Source organism: Acinetobacter sp. ANC 4558 (assembly GCF_002135375.1).
Classification (GTDB): Bacteria; Pseudomonadota; Gammaproteobacteria; order Pseudomonadales; family Moraxellaceae; genus Acinetobacter.
In genome coordinates, this window is record NZ_NEGH01000019.1 from 1 (window position 1) to 21,929 (window position 21,929).

The window sequence follows — 21,929 nt, forward strand, 5'->3', positions numbered from 1 at the left end:
TGATGGTTCTTATTTGGCATCTACTTCTGTTGGTTATGCATTGCCTAAAGGTTATGGGAGTGTCTGGGGTGCCTTTAACCGCAGTGAAGAAGGCAATAAACTCTATTTCACCCAAAGCCACAGTTTTGATTTAGGTTTAAGTTTAAACCTCAAACAAGTGTATTCTAAATTAGGTTCACTAAATACCAGTTATAACAAAGATCTTCGACGCGGTTATAGCAACACCAATATTGAATATTTTCAAAACTTATTTTATAACCGCTATGCCAATGTCGGTTTAAGAGCTGGTGTACAAAAATCAACGTATGACAATCAACGCTCTGATAATGATAAATATATTTTCTTAGATTTAAGTTTACCAATTTCCAGATGGTTTAGTGCTGGAATTAACAGCCGAAATAGTAACCTCCTTGCCAATGCCAGTTATAAACAAAACTTTAGCGATAGTGTAGTGCAAAGTGTTGGCGTGGATTTAAATCAGGTGATTAAAAGAAAGAATGATTATTTAAATAGTGATGATTTCTCAGCATCGGCTTATTTAGCGTACCAAACCAGTATTAATGCAGGAACCTTGTCAGGAAGTGCCTCATCGCACAGCAAGAGCTTTAACTACAGTACCCAAGGTTCGATTGCCAGCTCTAACTTTGATGTTGGCCTTGGTAACAATAGCTTAGGTTCTGGTCTCTTAATTAAAACAGGTTTACCACGTGGTACCACCATGTCCGCACTGATTAATGGGCAGGACTTTAAGCTAACGGGAAATCGTAACTTTATCCCTTTACCACCGTATAAAAAATATAGCGTGGAATTAAGAAGTGATAAGCATTCCATGGATAGTGTCAGCGTCGGTCAGGGTCGTAAGAGCACGGTAGTACTTTACCCAGGAAACGTCGCAAAACTTGAGCCTGAAATTAAACAAATGGTGACGATCTTTGGACGGATTCGTTATCCAAATGGTGAGATTGCCGCCAATACACAGCTAAATAACCATATTGGTAAAACCAAAACTGATAATAACGGTGAGTTTTCTCTCGATGTTGATAAGAAATATCCAGTAATTACTTTAATTCGTGACAATGGAGATATTTGTGAATCTGAATTGGCACTGAATAAAGAACAAGGTGTGGCTTGGTTAGGTGAAATTTCATGTGTATATAAAGTCGCGAGTCATAGTAAGAATAATTTAGAGGCACGTAATCATGATTAATTATAGAACTTTATTTCTTGGCGCACTTTCAGCGTTTTCTATTCATCATGCTGCGCATGCCTTAAATCCACCGACATCATTTTCAGCAAATAGAGACAATAGTTTCATCTTCTTTGAAAATAATATAGACCAAGAATATTACATTGCATCTAGTTCACTTAACCCGCGGTTCACTGGGGCAAACGTTTGGACGCGCTATGGACGAGACCGACAAGACTCCTTAGGTTATATGGGAACAGATACAACGTTACGCAGTCGAAATAATGTGGATATGTGGTTAGAAAACTCTGGTATGTTAACGCCTTTTCAAGGGATCCGTTGTCGTACACGAAATAACGGGGCATGCCCTTCAACTGGGTTTTTACCCGCAGAATTTATAGATCAATTCGGTGCTTATAAAATACGTTCAGGATCTGGTGATTCCGATGGGGGATATGCTCGTGCGTCATTTGGTCCAGGAGGTTATGAGTATTTAAGAGATATGCCAGTTAATGCAAGAGATGCATTTATTATGCATTATTGTGAAACCACAGAAGAATATAATCCAAGCGCAGGAGGACGCTGTAAAGATGCAACAACGGGCAGATGGCGAAAAATGCAACTTAATATTACCAAAGATGCACATATCAGATTTATAGATAACTTTGCCTTTAGTGAAATCTGGGTGGCAACCGATGGAACACCAAGCTTAGCGCAAAATACCGAAACCTGTAGAGAACTGGTTATTTCTCGGGGTGGTAATGCCGCACAACGAGAAGGCATTGCTTGTAAAATGTTACAGTACGAATTGACTGGACCAGCCTCAGCATTTAATAACTCAACTCATTTACACATGGTTGTTGATCGGGCTGCATTGAATAATATGGCGATTGCATCTTATGATATCCGAATCAATGGCGGTGGTAGCGATGATTGGGTTCGATACGATGCAGATACATCTAATGATAACCGTATGAACAGAATGCTGCGGACTGGAAATAACTATGTTGAAGTTTTATTTACCAAATCCTTCTTCCAAAAAATGTTACGTGCAGGTGCTGCAACCTCAGGAAGACGTGGTGTATTTACATTTGCTGTAAATAATAGAATTACACCACAATCAGGCTATTATCAATTTGCCACAAATATGGATATTGATATTATTCCACGTGAATACGGACTGAGCATTCGCCATCAAAACCAAAATGAACGCGTTAAAACAGGAAAAATTGGTGAAAATGAAGAAGACATTACATTTAACTATGTAGTGACTCAATCAGCACCAAGAAGAGCGGATATCGTAAGTGCAAAAGTAATCGGTGAATCAACGACTGTTGCAGCAACAAATTACTGCCTATTTAAATCAAATGATAACCGATTAAATGTTGCAATTCCTGCCTATTTATCTTATACCAATAGTAATGGGCAAAAAGTTGAACAATATAGTGGGTGTAATGCCAATGCTACACTCAATTTAACCAATGCTCGATGGACAGTTGTGCCGTGGGATCAACAACAATCGGGATTCTTCTACTCAACAAATCTAGATTTAAGATTTCCAATGAATGATTCTGTTTCATTATTCAGCTTAGAAGGTCGAGATTGGTTAGGAAGTGTGCGTGCTGAAGGTGAAGTTCAAGTTGAAGCAACTTGGATTGGCGTAGAAAGATAAATTTAATGAATTTAGGAACTTATTTAAGATAATTTAAATTAAGTTCCTAAAAATTCATCACTTTAAGATTACAATTATTTATGAAATATATCGTTATCCTTTTATCAATAATATTCACAAGCGCAAACCTTCAAGCGATGTATTTTTCATCTTATATTTATGAAATGGGCTCTCAAGAAGATTTCATTTCTAAATATATAACCAATGACACAGAAACAACAAATCTATATAGCATATCTACTTATGCAATTGAAAAACCAAGTAATACCAATGAAATTAGAATTAATACAAAAGATAAAGAACTCTTATATGCACCTTTACGGTCAATGATTGATAAAAAGGCAACCAATTTATTTAAAATTTTCTATCGTGGCCCTAAGGATGATAAAGAAAGATATTATCGTGTAGTTTTCACAGAAACACCCTTAACCTTATATGATAATAATCAACCAGCTCAAACATCCACCTATATTCCTTCTATTGCGTTAAGTACAATTTTAATCATTCGTCCTAGAAAACAAAAATTTGATTATGTTGTTGATGAAAGTAAAGGAACACTTAAAAATACAGGAAATACATTTTTTAGGGCAATCGTGCATAATCAATGTAATCAGCGTGATGAAGATGCTGACCATGTATATATTTTACCTGGTGAAGAATATCAAAATGATTTTATTCGTACAGGAAGTAAGATTTTTCTTGTTATTAATAAACAATATCGTATGGTTAAAAACACCTGTCCTGTCGATATAGATCCTGCTGATACTAATACTAATACTAATACTAATACTAATACTAATACTGATGCTGATGCTGATGCTGATCAATAGCTTTAGGATTATCATTTAAAGAATCAATGATATTGTATTGAGCCAAGATGACTTTTATTAGCTAGTGGGAGAGTTTGTAATTTTTGAAATCTTTACTCTCCCTCTTTTTATTTTATAAACTTAAATAATTTGAAATCATTTACTTTGTTTATCCTTATCAAGCTTACTAAAATGGTTAACAATTGATGAGAAGTATACTGTAAATATTGGAAAAGCAGTCATTCCTGTTGCCGCCAGTACTGTTGTTGATATTTTGCCAACACTGGTGATTGGAATGATATTAGACCCCAAGGTTGTGACCGTCATTCCCGCCCACCAGAGTGCATCACTGTAGCTTTTTACATCAACATTTACACCACGTTCGAAAATAAAAAAGATTAAACTAATAAAATAAATAATTGAAAATAAAAGCAAAAGATATGAGATAAACAATGCTGTCGTGTTTCTCTCCATAATTAATAAAATTAACATCACCAATGCAACACCTCCTCTAAAAAGAGGTAAGAAGCTAATTAAATACGTTTGTTTTGTTGTAAGCTCAATAGAGGTGTAATCTAAAATAGATAAATAAGGAATCGAAAGTAGTAAAATAATCGAATATTTTGCAATAAACTTCATTTTATTTTCAGACAAAAATAAAAAAATGAAGAAGTTGAGTGTAAAGTAAATACAAATCCAGAATTGAATATCAAAATAAATTGAATGTTCTAAAAAAGAGTCATTCCGAAATGTTTCAAATGAAAGGCTTATAATTAAAATTATAGAAGCAATAATAATTAAAAAATATAATACTTTCATCAGTGGTTTTTTGTGATGCAAAATGCAAGATTTTAAACTTTTCAAGATGAATAATTCTAAAAAAAACTTAAGTGATATTATGCGGAAATAATAGGATTGTTGTAAATCAATGATCTGAATTCTAAATATAATTTTTTTCAAATATATAAAATAAAAATATTAATATCTTGCATACTGCTACATCTTTGTCATTTCAATTCTATGTGCCAAACACACCAAATGCGAAATTGGCCATTTTCTTGACCTTATAAAAAGAGAGTAAGAATACCAGCATCCTTATTCTCTTTAATCATTTTATTCAAAATAAATACTATTTACCTTCTAAGTTTTCACTTGAGTATTTGGTAAAAATAAAGTGATAATGCCAAGTAAAGGTAAGTATGAACAAATTAGAAATACCCATTCTATACCATTAATATCGGCTAAATATCCTAGTCCTGCCGCCGCAATACCACTCACACCAAACATGAGTCCAAACATTAAACCTGCCACCATGCCGACTCGTCCTGGTACTGCCTCTTGTGCATACACCACCATCGCAGAAAAAGCTGAAGACATAATTAATCCAGCAGCAATCGCTAAAATACAGGTCCACAATAAATTTGCATAAGGCAACAATAATGCAAAAGGTGCCATGCCTAAAAATGAAACCCAAATCACAGCTCTACGCCCAATACGATCGCCAACTGGCCCACCAAAATATGTTCCAACAGCGACAGCAGCTAAAAATGCAAATAAGAATAACTGTGAATCTTGAAGTGAAAGATCAAATTTTTTAATCAAGTAAAACGTATAGTAGTTTGTTAAGCTGGCAATATAGGTAAATTTCACCAACATCAAAATAGAAAGAATGGTCAATGCCTTCTTTAAGGTCCGCCCATGTAAATTAACACTCGGAACTGCCGAAATTTTATTCAATTGAGTTTTCGCATGATTAATCGTCCATCGGCTGACCCTAAATAAAACCCAAATTGCAATACATGCAAACAATATCAACCATGCTGTTGCCGCTTGCCCATTGGGAATAATAATCGCTGCTGCTAATAAAGGACCAATTGCGGAACCTGTATTCCCCCCCACTTGAAACGTAGATTGTGCTGTTCCAAATCTTCCTCCAGAAGCCATTCTTGCCACACGGGAAGCTTCAGGATGAAATGTAGATGATCCAACACCAATTAAAGATGCAGAGACCAACAACATATAAAAACTACTGGATAAAGCAAGTAGAATAATCCCCAATAAAGTCACCACCATCCCTAAAGGTAATAAATAAGGTTTAGGATGCTTATCGGTATATAGACCAATCCACGGTTGTAATAGAGATGCTGTAACTTGATAAACAAGCGAAATTAAACCAATTTGAGTAAAACTCAACGAAAAATTATCCTTTAATAGTGGATAAATCGCGGGTAATGCTGCTTGGATTAAATCATTCAGCAAATGCGCTAATGCAACTGCGAACACAATACGGTGAACCATTTGATTCACTGGATTTGGGGTATTATTTCCAACACCTTGATTGGTCTGTGTAGAAGAATTCATAGATGACCTTGATTACTTATCGCTTCCTTTGCGTTATTATAATTTGTCGTAATTGAGTATATCTTCCAAAAATCATTGTCTAAGTGACAAATTTGAGTTTTTAACATGCCAATCCATTCTAATTTAGCATCGACATTGCTTATTTCGATGGGGTCACGCCATCAACATGGGAGTATTATTGCTCCACATAGCCATGATCGTGCGCAGCTACTCTATGCCTCTAAAGGCACGATACGTGTGCAAACTGCTGATCATATTTGGCTTGTTCCACCACAATGTGCGTTATGGATTCCAGCCTTTATTGAGCATGGTGTCACACCACTGAGTGAGGTTCGCTTAAGCACCGTACTGGTTGAACAAAGTGCCGCCTATGTAATGGGCGAAAAATGTTTTTTAGTTCGGATGACCAATCTTTTAAAAGAACTGGTTCTACGTTTTAATCAACTTGATATGATAGAAAAAACAGGTTCTCCTTATAGCGAAGATCTAGAAAAATCCTTACAACTTCTTATTTTTGATGAAATTAAGCAAGCACTGACCTATCCAATAGAAATTCCTTGGCCTAAAGATAAACGCTTGGTGTTGGTCTGCGAACAATTAATTTTACACCCTGAGCAATGTAAAGATTTAAATATATGGTCAGATCGAATAGGTACCAGTTCTAGAACTCTCATGCGTTTGTTTAGAAAGGAAACTGGGCTTTCTTACCGTGCATGGATTCAGCAAATGCATGTAGTATTGGCTTTAGATTTTCTTGCCCAAGGGGAAACCATCTCTTATATCGCAAAGTCATTGGGCTATACCAATGCGAGCGCTTTTAGTGCAATGTTTAAAAGACATTTAGGCTACTCACCACAGAAGTTTAAGTAGCCCTCATTGCTTGAATGCACAACACTATCGCACATTTTTCAATGACTCAATTGATCTGTGATCGCCTGCATAGGCAATAATCTAGCATCTAAAATGGCAGCAGTTCGATGAAAATTAGCATTCATACACGCTTTATTTTCAGCAAATGATAGAAAACTTTGGATCGACGTTTGTTTAACAAGCATCACAATATCCCATTGTTCATCAGATGGACCAATAAAAAAGCTTTCCGCCTGTGCGACTAATAAAATATCTCCGCCAGATTCCTTTAAAAACGGTAAGGTCTGATCAATATAAAGTTGCAATGCTTCGCGACCAGAAATCGGCAATTCAGGTGCAAATTTTGGACATTTTGAATAATCTGCTATTTCACGTAAACGTAACAAATTCAACATAATGACTTCGCCTTGTAATTGGCGTTTAAAGAGTCGAATGCCATCATCTTGTGTTGGAAAAATATAAGATTGTTTCATATTAATTTTCCTGCCTAAACTTTAAGCTTATTTAAAATAGACTGAAGTGTGGTTAACTCATCCTCAGTTAATAATGAAAATATCGATTCAATGGTATGCCCAACGGTTGTCATGGCGTGTGTCATTAATTCTTGCCCTGCTGTACTCAGCACGACAATGCTTTGTCTTGCATCACGTGGATTACTTTTTTTCTCAATTAAACCTATTTTTTCCATTGGTTGTAGAACTCTCGTGACACCCGACGCTGTTAATGCAGCTTTATCTGCCAAAGAAATTCGATTAAGTGCAAAATCCTGTGCTGTTCTTAAATGATACATCAGTACAAATTCTGTAAAATTGATCCCATGCACGCTTAAGGCCAAATCTATTTTTTTGCTCAATAAAGATCCAACCAAATGTTGGTCTAATATCAACTCAATTTTGTTCATCATAAATGACTCTTAAAATAATATACTTGTATAATACTTGAGTTATCAACAAATATGCAAGTATATTATTGAATCACTGCTCAATCACAAATACTTATCATTTATAAAAATCTCTTTGATCATTCTGAACCGCTTTTATTAACTTTATAAATAACTCAACAAAAGGGGAATTTTGTTTATTTTTAGGCATATAGATATAAGTTCGCATCGAAATGCGAGGAGAAAAGCGAAGGCGTTTGATGTCCGGAAAAATATGCGGATTCAAGACCTCAGGATGAATAAAGCCAACACCCAATTGTGCATGAATTAAATAACATGCGTTCATGCTATTACTCACACTCATAGCAAAGTTTGGATCAACATGCGCTTCTCTAAATGCCGCTTTTAACATCACCGTAGTGGGTGAATTGGGATAAATGGTAATCAGCTTTTTTCCTACTAAATCTTGAGGAGTGACCAAATTTTTTTCACTCAACGGATCGGACTGATGTACCGCGGCAATGAGTGCTGTTTCAGCAATTTCCTCAATATGACACAATGCCAATATTTCTGGTGCAATATCTTGTGGTGCAGGAGTACATATTGCTAAATCAAGTTGATGATTTGAGATTAGGTTAAGTAGTTCTTGTGTGGATTTACTGACTAAATCTAACTGAACTGAAGGATGAATCTCCAAAAATAAGTTCATTGCTTGAGGCACTAAAGCGGCTAATGCTCCACCACCAACACCAATACGTAAATGTTTTTTCTGAGCTTCGAGCCCGAATAAAGCATAACGAGCTAAATCAAATTGCTGCAATCCACGCTGAATAGAAGGTAAGATTTGATAAGCAACATCAGTGGCTTGTAATCTTCCCCCAACTCTTTCAAATAACCTTAGACCAATGACTTGCTCTATATGATGGATGGTCTTACTGACCGCTGCCATTGAGCAATTGAGTTTTAATGCGGCTTCTTTTAGTCCGTGACTGGTCATGAGTGTACTAAAAACATGTAAATTTCTGGCTGTGATTTGTTCAATGTTTTGCATGTCGTCTTCACCCATTTTACTTAACCTTAGGTTAAACACTTTCTTTTGCAAAATAAAAGCCATTTCATAGAAAATGCATCAAAATTTTCAAAATATATATTTGAAAATTACAATAATGGATAAGGAAATTGAATATGCCAAATGAGATAAATCATATTTTAGTTGTAGGCGCTGGTATTGCAGGATGCAGTGCAGCTATTGCATTTCGTCAACTCGGCAAAAAAGTGACCATCATTGAAAAATCTCCAGAAATTCAATTTAATAGTTCTGGAATTTTTATTTATTCCAATGGATTATATCAATTTAATAAACTCGGTGTACTCAAAGCCTTACTAGCTGCTGGCTTTATTATCGAAAATGATGAAAACCAATATTTTACAGAGACAGGGCTTGCTATTGTCAATACCTATTACCCTCGAATAAATCGCGATATTCCTGGAATTTTAGGGATCAAGCGCGCTCAATTACATCATATTCTACTACAACGAATGCAAGAATTAGGCGTGACGCTCAATCTGGGAGTGACGGTAAAAACACTGATGGAAGACACCCAAAATAACACCGTACACGTCAGTTTCAATCAAGAAGATAATAAAGAATTTGATCTCGTTATTGGTGCAGATGGCATTCGTTCACAAATGAGATCTTGGATTAATCCAGACATTCAACCGCATTACACTGGCTTTGGAGTATGGCGCAGTGTTCACGCCCGCCCCCATCATCTCACCACTAAAATTATGCAAATGGGCATGGGAAAAAGAGTCGGGGTTCTTCCGATTAATCCTGAACAAATGTATATGTTTGGCACAATTGTTGACCATCAAAATACATGGAAACCCCGTGACCAATGGCATAATTTAATGAAACAAGCTTTTTCAGATTTTACTGGGGGTGAGGTAGTTAACCTATTCAAGCAACTCAACTCGCAAAGTGAGATTTTATATACAGCAGTTGAGGAAATTCGTATGCCCTTACCGTGGAATAAAGGACGCACAATCGTGATTGGAGATGCTGCACATGCCTCAACACCTTTTATGGGACAAGGTGGTGCAATGGCTGTTCAAGATGCCTGTGAACTTGCCGAAATGTTACAATACGCTGAGTGTCATGATCACCCGTTAGATTTAGTTCAACTGTTACAGAAATTTTCTGAAAAGCGCTTTGCCATGTGTAAATTTGTGCAAGATATCTCAAGAGCTGTGGGTGAAAATGGTGCAACTGAAACCTCTCAAGATTGTTTAATGCGCAATCAGTACATGCAACTCAATGCGCAAACGAAAGTCGATGATTTTTATAAAAAGCTCTTATCATTTACATAACACAAAAAATCAATTTTTAAATAAAGTTCAGAACTGACAATCATGCAATTTAGAAAATCATTTTTGCTTATTTTTCAATCAGTTCTGAAATAAACAATTAAAAATTAGAAACCTGTTTAAATATATTTTTTAAAAAACACAAAAAATTTCAATAACTTATTGAAATTTTATTCTTTATCAAAATAAAAATTTGTATTTAACATTAAATTACGAACAAATAATGAACATTAGAAAATAAAAATGTTAATTTATATTAACAAAGCAAAAGATATTGATTATCATTAGTGTTATTTTTCTGATTAATTTATATGCGTACCTCTCCCTCCTCGCATGTCTTTCGCTTAAGCATGCTTAGTTTTATGATGCTGGCTGTTATTCAAAATACTCAAGCTGAAGTTACAGAAGCACCATCTTCATCAAGTACTACAGCTGTCCTACCAACAATCACTATTGAAGCCATGGATGAAGGCGACCCAATAAAAACCTATGTGGACTATAAGCAAGCAAACGTCACTCGAAATAATCTCGACAAGAAAGATATTCCACAAACCATTGATACAATTGATGTTTCAAAATATAAAATTTATGGCGAAAATGATTTAAGCGTCATGCTACAAGGTACGCCTGGCGTTTCTACCAGTTATGACATGCGTGGTGATGGCATTATGTTACGCGGCTTCAGTGCAGATACTGGCGATATTTATAGAGATGGTGTACGTGAAAGTGGGCAAATCCGTCGGAGTACCGCCAATGTTGAACGTATTGAAATTCTAAAAGGCCCTGCTTCAGTATTATATGGTCGTAGTAGTGGTGGTGGTGTCATCAATATGGTGACTAAATTTGCCAATTTTGACTCTAAAAGCTCTGTGGGTGCTTATGTTGGTAGCTACAATAATGTAGGGGGCACCATTGATTTTAATCAGGTCATTACAGACAACTGGGCTGTGCGTTTAGTTGGGGAAAAATCTGACACCAATAGCTTCCGTTCAGGCATTGGTTCAAATGAAGAAATGCTGTCACCAAGCATTACCTATAGAAGCGATGATCAAAAGCTGACATGGACGACTGAATACACCTACGACAAACTCAATCGTGTACCAGATCGTGGACCATCTTATGACAACTTACCGCCAGGCACTTCGATTAAAATGGGCTTTGCACAAGATCATGACTATGTAGATGATTTGCTTAAAACAGCCAGAACAGATCTGAAATATGAATTTGCACCCAACTGGAATTTTCACTGGAGTTTAAGCCATCGTGAATCCCAACAAAATTTTGATCATTTCTATTCAGGCACAATGTGCACTACTGATGTACCCGTCACGAGTACAACAGGATGTTATAAAGGCTATGTGAAACAAATTTATTATTGGCAACAAACTACCAATAAAACCACAGCCAATACCATCGATATTACTGGTGAGTTTTTCACTAAATCAATTAAACATAATTTATTAGTGGGTACCGATTGGTCGTATGAACAACGCGAACCTCTATTGTCAAATAAGAATTTAGACAATAGCCCAATTTATGGCTTTATTAATCCGCTCACTGGGCATAGATTTAGTAACCGTGGATCAGGCCATCAAATTACCTCACATAATTATAATGAGGGTACAAGTTATGGATTATTCATCCAAGATCTCATCAGTTTTAGCGAAAAATATAAGTTGATGTTAGGTTTACGCTACGATAGTTATGATGCTAAAACAACCAATCGTCTAGAAAGTTCTCCAACGTATAAACAAAATCGAAAAGTTAAAGATCATTCATTTAGTCCAAATGTTGGCTTTGTTTGGCAACCCGTACAAGAACACAGTATTTATACATCATATAGCCGTAGTTTTGTGCCCTTTGGTGGCAACATGGGTGTAAATGTTGTTACAGCAACACAAGATTTAGATGCTTTTAATAAACAACCACAATACCTAGATCAATATGAAATTGGGATTAAAAGTGATTGGCTTAATGAAAAATTAAATACACAATTTTCTGCTTATCACATCAAAAAACACAATCTTCGTGAACGTGAAAACCTTGATGATCCTCTATCACCTTATGTTATTACTGGTGAAAATATTTCTAAAGGATTGGAATTTAGCTTTATTGGTCAAGCATTCGAAAAAGTATATATCCGAGGCGGATATGGTTATACCGATGCAAAAATTACCAAAAACATGCATAAACCTGAGTTAGAAGGTAATGAATTAGCTAAAGTTTCAAAAAATACAGGGAACTTGTTTGTCCGTTATTTACCTCTTGAAAAGTGGTATAGCGAAGTTGGTGTCACCTATACAGGTTCTTATTATACCGCCAATGACAATATTGTAAAAATGCCAAGTTGGACGCGTTTAGATGCTGCTCTGGGCTATAAAGATGAAAAGTGGGGGGCAACCTTTGCCGTTACTAATGTGGCAAATAAAGAATATTGGCGCTCATCTGACATGCCTGGAACACCAAGAAACTACTTATTTAGAATCAACTATTTCTTCTAAATAACAAATCGCTCAATCTCTTAATTTTAAAAACCCACTTATTATTTTAAATAAGTGGGTTTTTTTATTAGCATCAATTTGATTGAACCGCAACTTTCTTAAATTTAAATCAATAGTCTTCAATCTATAAATTAAGCATCAGAAATCAATCAATTGTTCATGGCTAATTTGGTACATCACTGAAGGCCTTAATTAATCACAATCGAATAGAGCGACGTTTCGTTTTCAAACTGTTTAAAATCATATTGCGTATAGTTCAACTTCGAATACTCACGAACATACAATAACCCACGCGATAAGTCAGTGAGTGTGGTCCAAACCGTATATTCACGTGCCAGTATCGGTTGTCCATTTTGCTGTGTTTGAACAACATTAATGTTTTTTGGTCGATCAAAGTTATTCATAATATGCGATAACTCGATGATTTGCTCATCAGGATCTTCGACTTGATTGGCATAACTTGAATAATAAAACGCTTTAATGAAGCGTCCTACAGAGGTATTTGAAGCTGGTAAATTATGTGTTGCAATACCACTATCTGGTTGAACCAACTGCAATCCACCAATTGTACTAACAGGAACATCAATATTCGTTAACTGCGTATAATTATTTAAATTTGTTAAGTGCCACGGGAACTCAGGACCATTGGTCATTACCCCGATTGGGTTATCATAGACAGCTAATTCACCATCTTTAATTTCAACAACAATACAGTCACCTTGTTTGTCATAAAAAGCAAAATGGAATGGAGAGTTAAGACCTAAAACTTCAATAATGCCAGACCAAACAAACGCTGTCTTTAAACCTTCTTTAAGCTCACTCACCGTAGAAAAATTTGCAAGTCCCCACTCACCTACAGCCTCAAAAGGAATTGAGTTTGCATATTGACTTTGTTCTAAAGACTTTAGTCCTTTGTGATGATACATGTTCAAACTAAATGATAAACCAGCTGAATTTATCCCTTCTAAACAATCATGCAGCTCATTTTCATTTTGCGGCATCGTCAATGCCATAATAGGATATTGAGCATGATATTGTAACCCCAATGAGCCATCTGGTGTTTTATGCTGGAAAACATGTCCTTGAGGGAAATAAGTAAAATTAGTTTTTAAAGGAGACTCTGGAAATTCTAATGTTCTCCCATGATAAACATTTCCTTTTTTATCATTCACTCGCAAAGATGTGCAGGCAAATGTTAAATGAGGTAATTGATTTTGAGACATTGAAGAGATTCCTTATTCTAAGATCATTCATATTTTTATATGCACTTTCGCCATAAAAATATTAATTTAAAAGGTTTTTATAACGTCATATATTTTATATAAATCTATATCTTTTTATATAAAAAATATCGTTTCGATCAAAATTAAATTTTCTTTAAATTCTATTTGCTTAGTCTGCTCTATCATGCAAGTCCAAACCAATGCGATGATCCATTAAATCACTTGATTGACCAATCTATCACAGGTGAAAATTTAATTATTATTCACAAAATAAATTATGTTTGTATTATTCATTAATCACCACAATAGATTCTTCATCAAAATCATAGCAATATAATTTTTCATATTTTATCGTTTATACCTCATAAGATGACGTTTTATATTGTCCTGCGATAAGTTTAATCTAGGAAAAATCTTTGTAGAAAATAATGAGATTTTTGGGGGAAAATCATTTTGAATAAGGTATGATCATTTACAAATTAAAGAAAGTTTGAATTTAGTGATTATGATGATGCAATGCTTCTTTCAAAAAACATGTATATATCGACACTATCATTCTCTTAATTTTTTACATTTACACTAAATAAAATATAGCTCATTTTCAATATTTTATTCCATTACAATGCTTTAGACCAAAATGAAGTAAATGCTTAACTCACATATAGATTTAATAAGAATAAAGCAATGATTTTATTATAAATTTAAATATAAAAATTAATCAATAGTGAGAATTCTAACACAAAAGTATGTTTTTATTATATGATAAATATGAATATAATAATTTACGTATTTATATGAAGATGAATTTAAAAAACTCAAAAATATTGATTAATCTAGAAGCAATCCAATCCGGTGAGCTTCAGTATTTTTTTAAACCTTTTATGTGGCAACAAGTAAAATATAAACTCTTTTTAAATAATGATTATCTAAAAATTTCTAAAAATGTACATATAGATATAGACACAGTGACAGGTGATCGGACATCAATTATTAAGCAATATCAAAACCATTCAGAAAAACTGAATAATTCTGAGATTAATTTGAGTCAAATCAACGCTATAGATAAAAGTCACTTAAACATAACAGCGATACCAACAATTAATGAAAGTTCTCCTCCGAACCGCGAAGTAGATGTATTACCAACGTATGAGGAAACTTTAATTAATGAACCTGAAATCTCTGCTCAGCTTAATGAGGAATCACTCCTCAATGCTAAACAAGAAAAGTCTATCGAGAAAACAGATTTAATTAAGGAAGCAGAAAATCATGAAAAGGAAATATCGTTAGAGACAGAAGACAACGCTAGCGAAACAAAAGAAAACACCATGAACGATATTCTCGCAAGCTATAAAAATATAGCTCGTAAATATAAATCATAATGATCGTTTTATAGAATGTATTTAAAATAAAGGGCATTAGATTATTTCTAATGCCCTTTATTTTTTGATCAAAAATTATAGATCAAAAACTGTATCTAATTGACTATAAATAGAGTTTTTATAAAGCTCTAAACGACGTCTAATAATGGCACCAAAATAATTTTGATTTTCGTCCACTTCACTAAAAATAAGTTTTTTCTTATTCATCAACTCTAAGTCATATAACAACGGTGATGACTGCAAATCTTTTAACTTCACAGCACCAATAATATTCGATAACTCTTTATAATTTGCATCTTGATCATAGTTTTCTTCTAATTCACCATGAAACTCATTTTCCCAAATCACAAATTTATTATGAGGGAAAAGTTTAGCTAATTTAAGCAGTTCTTTATAACAATCGTGAAAATCAACATTTCCAGCTAAAGGTACATGGAAAAATATTTCTCGATTATTTTCTTTAAATAAATTTAAAATATCACTTCCTTTAATATAATTAATAAAATTGATGTGAGTGCTTGCACCACTATCAATGAGGAAGCAACAATCATTTAATAATATTGTTTCAAATAATGGATCAAAATATGCTCGAGAGTCTAAGTTTCCATTAATCATTTTGATATCAAGCTTATGTGCTTCTAAGCCTTTGAATGAAACCAATCCATCATTTAATGGATCTGCATCAAAACAGAAGACATTCATATGCTCGCGCAAATATTGAATTAATAATCTCGAAATAAAGGACTTACCTACTCCGCCTTTCGCTTGAGTCACTATATGAATCGAATCTTTAGCTAAGCTCATTCAACTACCTTTTAAATATATAAACCATTATTTATACATATCAGCCATTCTTTGATATGTATCCTGTATTTTTTTAAAATCTAAATTCTTATGAACATCTAAATTTTTGATTTTTTTAGATGCATCCTCTACGTTATTAACATCATTTACAGTTTTAGCATTTGAACTCATTTCATCTTTTTTATTAGATTCCTTATTAAATGAAATTTTATCATAATTTTCAAACGATAAATGAGATTGATTAGCTCGACTTACTTGATTTGTTATCGCGACATTGTTGAGATTATATAATTTATCATCCCCTGCTATCACCTGTTTATGAGGTTCTTTGACATTGTAGTCCAAAACTGATTCAGGCGGCAAAATTAAAGCTTTTTTCTTATCATTATCTTTAAAATTTAATGTAATGGGCTTAATTAATAAATGTGAATAATCATCAAAATTATCTTGATCCAATCGCTGCTTTAAAATGCTTTCAGTCGATTTAAGCTGAAGATTCTCCATGACTGAGCTCTTTATTTCTCCCCCCGTTACCACATGATCAGCATTTTTTATAATCGTTGCTTCTTTGCTCTCTAATATAGATTTCTTCGCTTTTAACGCCTCAATATTAACTTTCCTTGATACATCTACAAACGCTGGTTGAATTTCAATATGATCGGTCTCAGAAGTGTTTTTAGGGTTTAAAACTTCATGACGAATCGCTGAATTTTGAATTTCAGGTATGACACTAACATTTGACAACTCTTCACTCATAATCAATGATTCAACGTCAGCATGTTCATTAATATCCAAAACTTCATTTTGAATAATCAAATTTTCGGTTTCTGGCTTCATATGAATATCTGAATTTTCTTCATTCTCAACTAATAATTCTATTTCAGGATGTTCTTCAATGTTTAAAAGCTCAGTATGAACTGCTAAATTCTGAATCTCAGGTATGATACTCATATCTGAAAGCTCTTCTTTCACGTTCAATGTTTCATTTTGAATAGTTAAATTCTCGGTTTCTGGCTGCACATGAAGATCTGAATTTTCTTTATTCTCAATTAATAATTCTATTTCAGGATGTTCTTTAGTGCCTAAAAGCTCAGTATGGACAGTTAAATTCTGAATCTCAGGTATGATACTCATATCTGAAAGCTCTTCTTTCACGTTCAATGCTTCATTTTGCATAGTTAAATTTTGAGTTTCAGATTCGAGACTAACATCCGAAAGTATTTCTTTTACGGTTAGCAACTCACCTTCAGTATCTTCTTTAATATTTAGGAGTTCTTCTTTCACGACTGGCGTCCCAATTTCTGGTTGTATGCTAACATTTAGAAAATTTCCCTTCACGACTGAAGTCTCAATATCAGATTCTGTTGTATTTACATATAAAGGCTCGTCTTCACCTTTTATGCTGATTACATCTCCATTTTTTTTAACTGAAAACTCATTCGCATCAAACGCTTCTGAACTTTCTTTTGCTTTTCCTACACGCTTAGTATAATCAAGTATATGCTCTTTTGATTGTATTTTTTTTATGATCTCAGGATAAAATTTATCTAAAAAAAGAATACTCTCGATTTGAATAAAACTTTCTAGTTTATCATTCTCCTTTAGCTTCTTTGAAATATCTTTTTTTTCACTATATTTAGGCCTATTTTCCTGACTTTGTAGCATCACTTCTTCAATCTTATTTTCATAAGAAATAGAGCTACTATGGCGATCCAATCGTAAAATTTTTTTTATAATCAATAATTGTATAATTATACAAATCACCAATAGTAATGCAATCAGGATAGCCAAAAATATATATAAATTAAATTTAGAATCCAAATCCACAACGAATCTCGCTAATAATATTATTTCGTAATCGAATATGAAATTATAATCAAACACAGCAATAAGAAATTAATACACGTAATATCTTTATGCTGAAATATTAATTTTTTACTTTTGTCTATACCAGGTCTCAAACATTAATATACTAAATTTTTTTTATAAAAAATACTCTTAATTATTAAACTTAAATTCAGCACATAAAATTATTGAAACATATACATATGTATTAGATCACCTGTAGCAAGTTGCTACAATTTATTAAACAATCTCTTTTCCAAATATTTCATTTAATCTATCGCGATTTTCTTGAACAAATTCAGAATTATTTTTTAACTTATATTTCATCTCTTTTTTGAAATCAAACATTGATACACCTGCTTCTGCAAAATCCATTTGAAAAATAATATCATTAATGATTACATTCGCCTGAGAGTCAGTTAAGCAACCGTCAATTTTAAACCACTTCACAAATTGCTGACAGTTCTCGTCATCAGAATATATATACCAAGAACGTGTAGAAGCATCAAACTTTGCACCTAATTCTTTTACAAAAATATTATCATTAAAATCAACGTCTAAGTATATTTTAACACGCTCACTTTCAATTTGTATATGATCTTTTAGGTTTTTACTACTGACGTTAAATCGAATACCAATCACAGCTCTACTTTTTTTAATGGTTTCATAATTCAACATAATATTAGTATGAGAATTAATCTCATTAATAATTTTATCTAAAACGTAACGTCTAAAATCAACCCACCGATCATACTTTTTCTCACTGATGTCAATAATTGCTTTAACATTTTCTATCGATATTTCAACTTCATATGATTTTTTGTTTACATATTTAAATTGGTTTTTTATAAAATATGAATACAGACTCATACTCGTCACTGAATTTAATGCAAATAAATCCTTTAACTGATAAGTCGTAAAATTCCCACTCGCTAACCGAGTGAAATAAGGTAGTACTTCACGTGTAAAGCGTATTTGTAATGCATTTTTGGCATCATCTTCCCAACGCAATTCTCGAATAATCGGAACCACAGAATGAACCTTTTTTACTTTCTTTTTTGAATTTTCTAACGGTTCCTCAATAATAAAATGTGCTACTCGAGAAGAGAGTTCTTTATAAATACGATCAATCGCAACATTAATTGAATTTTTTTTATCTAATCCTAATAACTCACCTAAATCTGCTTTATGTAAATAAATATAAGTTTGTTCTGTAATTTCATAATTTTGATTATTCTTTTCACCATAATTAGCAACTGCCATCGCATATAATAAGGCTTTGTATTCATTTGTTGATAATTCAATAGGACGAATAAGACGATTACTTGTACTTACTACACCATTTTGACGAATATTACCTATGCAATATGGTAAATAATCAATTTCATCTGTATCGTTAAAAGTATTCATAAGAATATAGAAAATTAAATAATACTTATTCACTTATACATAAGGGTGGAAAAAAAATCAATCATTCACCTATATATGACCATTAAGTTTTTTCTTTCGTATTTATAAATAATTTTCGAGCAACAGATCGAGATGAAGTTATAAATAAATTATCTAATCTAATTTCAAAAGTGAATGTTTTATAATTTTTCACCATTTAATGACAAACTCTCCACCATAGTGCTCTAAATGGAAAAATTAAAACGATTATATTCATATAAATTTTAAAAACATTAAATTCTTAATAACTTTTATCCACAACATCAGAAAAATAAATGACAAGAATTACACTTTAAATAAAAGTCAATAGAACTTAACCACAAGATAAGCATTTGAATATTATGATATTAATTTAATATTAAAAGAATATGTTAAATTATGGTGACAAGTATTGCACTGAAGTGACAATCTCTCCACTTTATCGTGACATCTCCCTCACCTTATCATGACAAGTCTTCCACTATAGAATGACATGGCTTTCACTTTATCGTGATAATCCTTCCACTCTTAAAAATATAATTTATTGATTTTTAAACAATTATTAGTCATATAATTATAATTAACTAATAATAATAAATATAAATTAAGAGAACACATCATTAAAAACTAAAAACCGAAATATTATTTTAGAAATAAGTGTAGCAAGTTGCTACAAAGACCTTTATATTAACAATATATTTAATAAAATTAATTACGACAAATATGTCTACAAAGATTATTTCTATTGCGAATCATAAAGGCGGTTGCGGAAAAACAACAACCGTCATTCATTTAGCATCAGAGTTAGCAAACTTAAATTATAAAGTTTTAATTATTGATTTAGATCCTCAAGCAAATGCAAGTTTACATCTTGGAATCAAACATCCTAGTGAAATAGAAATAACATCTGCAGAGCTTTTAATCGGTGAAATTCACCTTTTGCAAGAAGCGATAGAAGAAAAAACGAATATAGATAATGTTTCATTAATTTATGGATCATTAAATTTAGGAAAAACTGAAGATCAATTAAAAGAAGATTCACCACGGCCATCTGAAGAATTAATTCAAAAATTAGAAATATTAGATGGAATTTATGATTTTATCTTAATTGATTGTCCTCCCAGTTTAAAATTATTGACAAGCAATGCATTAGCAGCATCTACACATGTCATAATTCCAATAGAATCAGGTTCTCAATATGGTTTATATGGTGTTACTGATTTATTAAATCACTTGAAGAAAATTGAAAGAATTAATCCAAACTTAAAGTTATTAGGTGCATTATTAATTAAACATGATGAACGTCAAACGGTGTGTAAACTTATTCGAGAGGAAGCATTTCATCAGGTTGGATCATTAATGGCAACAACTATTCCACTGAGTACGAAAGTAAATCAAGCAGCTATATTACAACAATCATTATTACAATTAGATAAAGGAACAAAAGTTAGAAAAGCGTTTCAAAATTTAGCATTAGAAATAGTTCAGAAAATCAACTTGAATTGAGATAGATATGATTAGTCCTAAAGAGTTATTAGCTCAACGTCTGCAAAAAAACACTCAAAAACATCATAACTCACAGCAAGAACAAGTTAACGAAATAAAAGAATTACGTCGAAATGTACAAATTAGTGAGATTAAAATGAGTCCAAATCAACCTCGGAAAGTTTTTGATCAAAAAAATATTGAGAATTTAGCAGATTCAATTCATGAAATTGGGTTACTTCAACCAATTACAGTACGTCGCGTAAATGATACATATGAGTTAGTTGCTGGAGAAAGACGACTGAGAGCACATCAGTTTTTAAATAAAAAAACGATTGAAGTTCTTATTATTGATGCTACGGATCAAGATGTTGCATTATTAACACTAGCAGAAAACTTAAAACGTGAAGATCTAACAGATTATGAAGTTTATATTGGCTTAAGCTCGCTTGATGAGAAATTAAAAAAGAATAAACAAAAACTCGCAAAATCTTTAGGCATGAATCGCGAGGATATGTATAAATATCTTTCTTTTGAAAAAATGCCAAAAGAAATAATTACAGATTTAAATAAAAATCCTGATTTACTCGCACGAACAGCTGCAACTGCTGTCAAAAAATTCTTATCTGATCATAATGATCAAGAAACCGAAGCTAAAGTTGCACTATTAAATGCTTGGAGTAAATTATTAAATAAAGAGTTAGAGCAAACTAAACTGGCTATATTTGCAGAACGATTACTTCATGCAAAAGCCAATCAAAAGCCAATTTCAAATTCAATTGTGCATAAAATTGAACATGATGGAAAAATTGCAGGAAAAATTAATTTTGATCATAATGTGTTAAAGATTTCTTTAAAATTAAATCAGTTAAGTGATGAGGATTTAAATGAATTGGAAGGAGTTTTGTCTAAACTTTTACAGAAGACCAAGCTTTAAAATAAAAGAGAAAATTATTCTCAAAAAGTACTTCTTTGTGTTTAAATAAGCAAAGAGATTAATGTTGTTTAAAAATAAGCTATAGATGTCGATTAACGAAATAAGAATAATAATTCTTAAAATAAAATAAGTTTAAGCAATAAAAATAATATTATAGGTTGATGAAATGAATAATTTTAGTT

General features: G+C 32.8%; 18 protein-coding genes. 9 read left to right on the forward strand and 9 right to left on the reverse strand.

Annotated features, from left to right (window positions below):
* The 3 genes from B9T31_RS16500 to B9T31_RS16510 all read left to right on the forward strand — a co-directional run.
* Window positions 1-1,207 (forward strand): CS1-pili formation C-terminal domain-containing protein (locus B9T31_RS16500; protein WP_171264791.1); only part of this gene is annotated, 1,207 nt, incomplete at its 5' end.
* Window positions 1,200-2,858 (forward strand): hypothetical protein, encoded by a 1,659-nt coding sequence (locus B9T31_RS16505; protein WP_086183030.1) that lies wholly within the window; start codon window positions 1,200-1,202, stop codon window positions 2,856-2,858. The genes B9T31_RS16500 and B9T31_RS16505, both read left to right, overlap by 8 nt.
* An 80-nt stretch (window positions 2,859-2,938) precedes the next feature.
* Window positions 2,939-3,688 carry a molecular chaperone gene (locus tag B9T31_RS16510; RefSeq protein ID WP_213033245.1) on the forward strand — a complete coding sequence of 250 codons (750 nt, stop codon included), beginning with the start codon at window positions 2,939-2,941 and terminating at the stop codon, window positions 3,686-3,688.
* Between the two features lie 135 nt (window positions 3,689-3,823).
* On the opposite strand, the gene B9T31_RS16515 is transcribed toward B9T31_RS16510, so the two are convergent.
* Together B9T31_RS16515 and B9T31_RS16520 are read right to left on the reverse strand one after the other, a co-directional pair.
* Window positions 3,824-4,306, reverse strand: a complete 483-nt coding sequence (locus B9T31_RS16515; protein WP_171264792.1) for a two pore domain potassium channel family protein — start codon at window positions 4,304-4,306, stop codon at window positions 3,824-3,826.
* Between the two features lie 501 nt (window positions 4,307-4,807).
* A complete protein-coding gene (locus tag B9T31_RS16520; RefSeq protein ID WP_086183032.1) occupies window positions 4,808-6,028 on the reverse strand; it encodes an MFS transporter in 1,221 nt (406 codons plus the stop codon).
* A 105-nt stretch (window positions 6,029-6,133) separates the two neighbouring features.
* On the opposite strand from B9T31_RS16520, the gene B9T31_RS16525 reads away from it, so the two are divergent.
* The gene (locus B9T31_RS16525) at window positions 6,134-6,898 is read left to right on the forward strand and encodes an AraC family transcriptional regulator (protein ID WP_086183033.1); all 765 of its coding nucleotides are present in this window, start codon (window positions 6,134-6,136) and stop codon (window positions 6,896-6,898) included.
* 38 nt (window positions 6,899-6,936) lie between these two features.
* Here the strand turns inward: B9T31_RS16525 and B9T31_RS16530 are convergent, their stop codons facing one another.
* The 3 genes from B9T31_RS16530 to B9T31_RS16540 form a co-directional block, all read right to left on the reverse strand.
* Window positions 6,937-7,371 (reverse strand): DUF1330 domain-containing protein, encoded by a 435-nt coding sequence (locus tag B9T31_RS16530; RefSeq protein WP_086183034.1) that lies wholly within the window; start codon window positions 7,369-7,371, stop codon window positions 6,937-6,939.
* 14 nt (window positions 7,372-7,385) lie between these two features.
* Window positions 7,386-7,802 carry a MarR family winged helix-turn-helix transcriptional regulator gene (locus B9T31_RS16535; protein WP_228146074.1) on the reverse strand — a complete coding sequence of 139 codons (417 nt, stop codon included), beginning with the start codon at window positions 7,800-7,802 and terminating at the stop codon, window positions 7,386-7,388.
* A gap of 94 nt (window positions 7,803-7,896) precedes the next feature.
* A complete protein-coding gene (locus tag B9T31_RS16540; protein ID WP_171264793.1) occupies window positions 7,897-8,844 on the reverse strand; it encodes a LysR family transcriptional regulator in 948 nt (315 codons plus the stop codon).
* Window positions 8,845-8,963: 119 nt separating this feature from the next.
* Here B9T31_RS16540 and B9T31_RS16545 point away from each other — a divergent pair, with 119 nt between their 5' ends.
* Both B9T31_RS16545 and B9T31_RS16550 read left to right on the forward strand, forming a co-directional pair.
* Complete coding sequence (locus B9T31_RS16545) at window positions 8,964-10,148, forward strand: FAD-dependent oxidoreductase (RefSeq protein ID WP_086183036.1); 1,185 nt, start codon at window positions 8,964-8,966, stop codon at window positions 10,146-10,148.
* A 308-nt stretch (window positions 10,149-10,456) separates the two neighbouring features.
* Window positions 10,457-12,646, forward strand: coding sequence for a TonB-dependent receptor (locus B9T31_RS16550; protein ID WP_086183037.1), 2,190 nt, complete (start codon window positions 10,457-10,459; stop codon window positions 12,644-12,646).
* A 188-nt stretch (window positions 12,647-12,834) separates the two neighbouring features.
* Here the strand turns inward: B9T31_RS16550 and B9T31_RS16555 are convergent, their stop codons facing one another.
* On the reverse strand, window positions 12,835-13,869 hold the full coding sequence (locus B9T31_RS16555; RefSeq protein WP_086183038.1) for a linear amide C-N hydrolase: 1,035 nt from the start codon (window positions 13,867-13,869) through the stop codon (window positions 12,835-12,837).
* A gap of 794 nt (window positions 13,870-14,663) precedes the next feature.
* On the opposite strand from B9T31_RS16555, the gene B9T31_RS16560 reads away from it, so the two are divergent.
* Window positions 14,664-15,248, forward strand: coding sequence for a hypothetical protein (locus B9T31_RS16560; RefSeq protein WP_086183039.1), 585 nt, complete (start codon window positions 14,664-14,666; stop codon window positions 15,246-15,248).
* A 75-nt stretch (window positions 15,249-15,323) separates the two neighbouring features.
* On the opposite strand, the gene B9T31_RS16565 is transcribed toward B9T31_RS16560, so the two are convergent.
* The 3 genes from B9T31_RS16565 to B9T31_RS16575 form a co-directional block, all read right to left on the reverse strand.
* Entirely contained in the window at window positions 15,324-16,052 is a 729-nt protein-coding gene (locus tag B9T31_RS16565) for a hypothetical protein (RefSeq protein WP_086183040.1), read from the reverse strand.
* Window positions 16,053-16,079: 27 nt separating this feature from the next.
* Window positions 16,080-17,879, reverse strand: a complete 1,800-nt coding sequence (locus B9T31_RS16570; protein WP_139840938.1) for a hypothetical protein — start codon at window positions 17,877-17,879, stop codon at window positions 16,080-16,082.
* A 258-nt stretch (window positions 17,880-18,137) separates the two neighbouring features.
* Entirely contained in the window at window positions 18,138-19,307 is a 1,170-nt protein-coding gene (locus tag B9T31_RS16575; RefSeq protein ID WP_086183042.1) for a replication initiation protein, read from the reverse strand.
* 741 nt (window positions 19,308-20,048) lie between these two features.
* Between B9T31_RS16575 and B9T31_RS16580 the strand changes: the two genes are divergently transcribed.
* Entirely contained in the window at window positions 20,049-20,831 is a 783-nt protein-coding gene (locus B9T31_RS16580; RefSeq protein ID WP_086183043.1) for a ParA family protein, read from the forward strand.
* Window positions 20,832-20,838: 7 nt separating this feature from the next.
* Window positions 20,839-21,747 (forward strand): ParB/RepB/Spo0J family partition protein, encoded by a 909-nt coding sequence (locus tag B9T31_RS16585; RefSeq protein WP_086183044.1) that lies wholly within the window; start codon window positions 20,839-20,841, stop codon window positions 21,745-21,747.
* Window positions 21,748-21,929: the final 182 nt, after the last annotated feature.

Coding starts and splice junctions, on each gene's coding strand:
- B9T31_RS16530 (WP_086183034.1), bottom strand. CDS start 7,371: ATGAAACAATCTTATATTTTTCCAACACAAGATGATGGCATTCGACTC.
- B9T31_RS16580 (WP_086183043.1), top strand. CDS start 20,049: ATGTCTACAAAGATTATTTCTATTGCGAATCATAAAGGCGGTTGCGGA.
- B9T31_RS16520 (WP_086183032.1), bottom strand. CDS start 6,028: ATGAATTCTTCTACACAGACCAATCAAGGTGTTGGAAATAATACCCCA.
- B9T31_RS16575 (WP_086183042.1), bottom strand. CDS start 19,307: ATGAATACTTTTAACGATACAGATGAAATTGATTATTTACCATATTGC.
- B9T31_RS16525 (WP_086183033.1), top strand. CDS start 6,134: ATGCCAATCCATTCTAATTTAGCATCGACATTGCTTATTTCGATGGGG.
- B9T31_RS16565 (WP_086183040.1), bottom strand. CDS start 16,052: ATGAGCTTAGCTAAAGATTCGATTCATATAGTGACTCAAGCGAAAGGC.
- B9T31_RS16535 (WP_228146074.1), bottom strand. CDS start 7,802: ATGATGAACAAAATTGAGTTGATATTAGACCAACATTTGGTTGGATCT.
- B9T31_RS16515 (WP_171264792.1), bottom strand. CDS start 4,306: ATGAAGTTTATTGCAAAATATTCGATTATTTTACTACTTTCGATTCCT.
- B9T31_RS16555 (WP_086183038.1), bottom strand. CDS start 13,869: ATGTCTCAAAATCAATTACCTCATTTAACATTTGCCTGCACATCTTTG.
- B9T31_RS16505 (WP_086183030.1), top strand. CDS start 1,200: ATGATTAATTATAGAACTTTATTTCTTGGCGCACTTTCAGCGTTTTCT.
- B9T31_RS16540 (WP_171264793.1), bottom strand. CDS start 8,844: ATGGGTGAAGACGACATGCAAAACATTGAACAAATCACAGCCAGAAAT.
- B9T31_RS16510 (WP_213033245.1), top strand. CDS start 2,939: ATGAAATATATCGTTATCCTTTTATCAATAATATTCACAAGCGCAAAC.
- B9T31_RS16560 (WP_086183039.1), top strand. CDS start 14,664: ATGAAGATGAATTTAAAAAACTCAAAAATATTGATTAATCTAGAAGCA.
- B9T31_RS16545 (WP_086183036.1), top strand. CDS start 8,964: ATGCCAAATGAGATAAATCATATTTTAGTTGTAGGCGCTGGTATTGCA.
- B9T31_RS16585 (WP_086183044.1), top strand. CDS start 20,839: ATGATTAGTCCTAAAGAGTTATTAGCTCAACGTCTGCAAAAAAACACT.
- B9T31_RS16550 (WP_086183037.1), top strand. CDS start 10,457: ATGCGTACCTCTCCCTCCTCGCATGTCTTTCGCTTAAGCATGCTTAGT.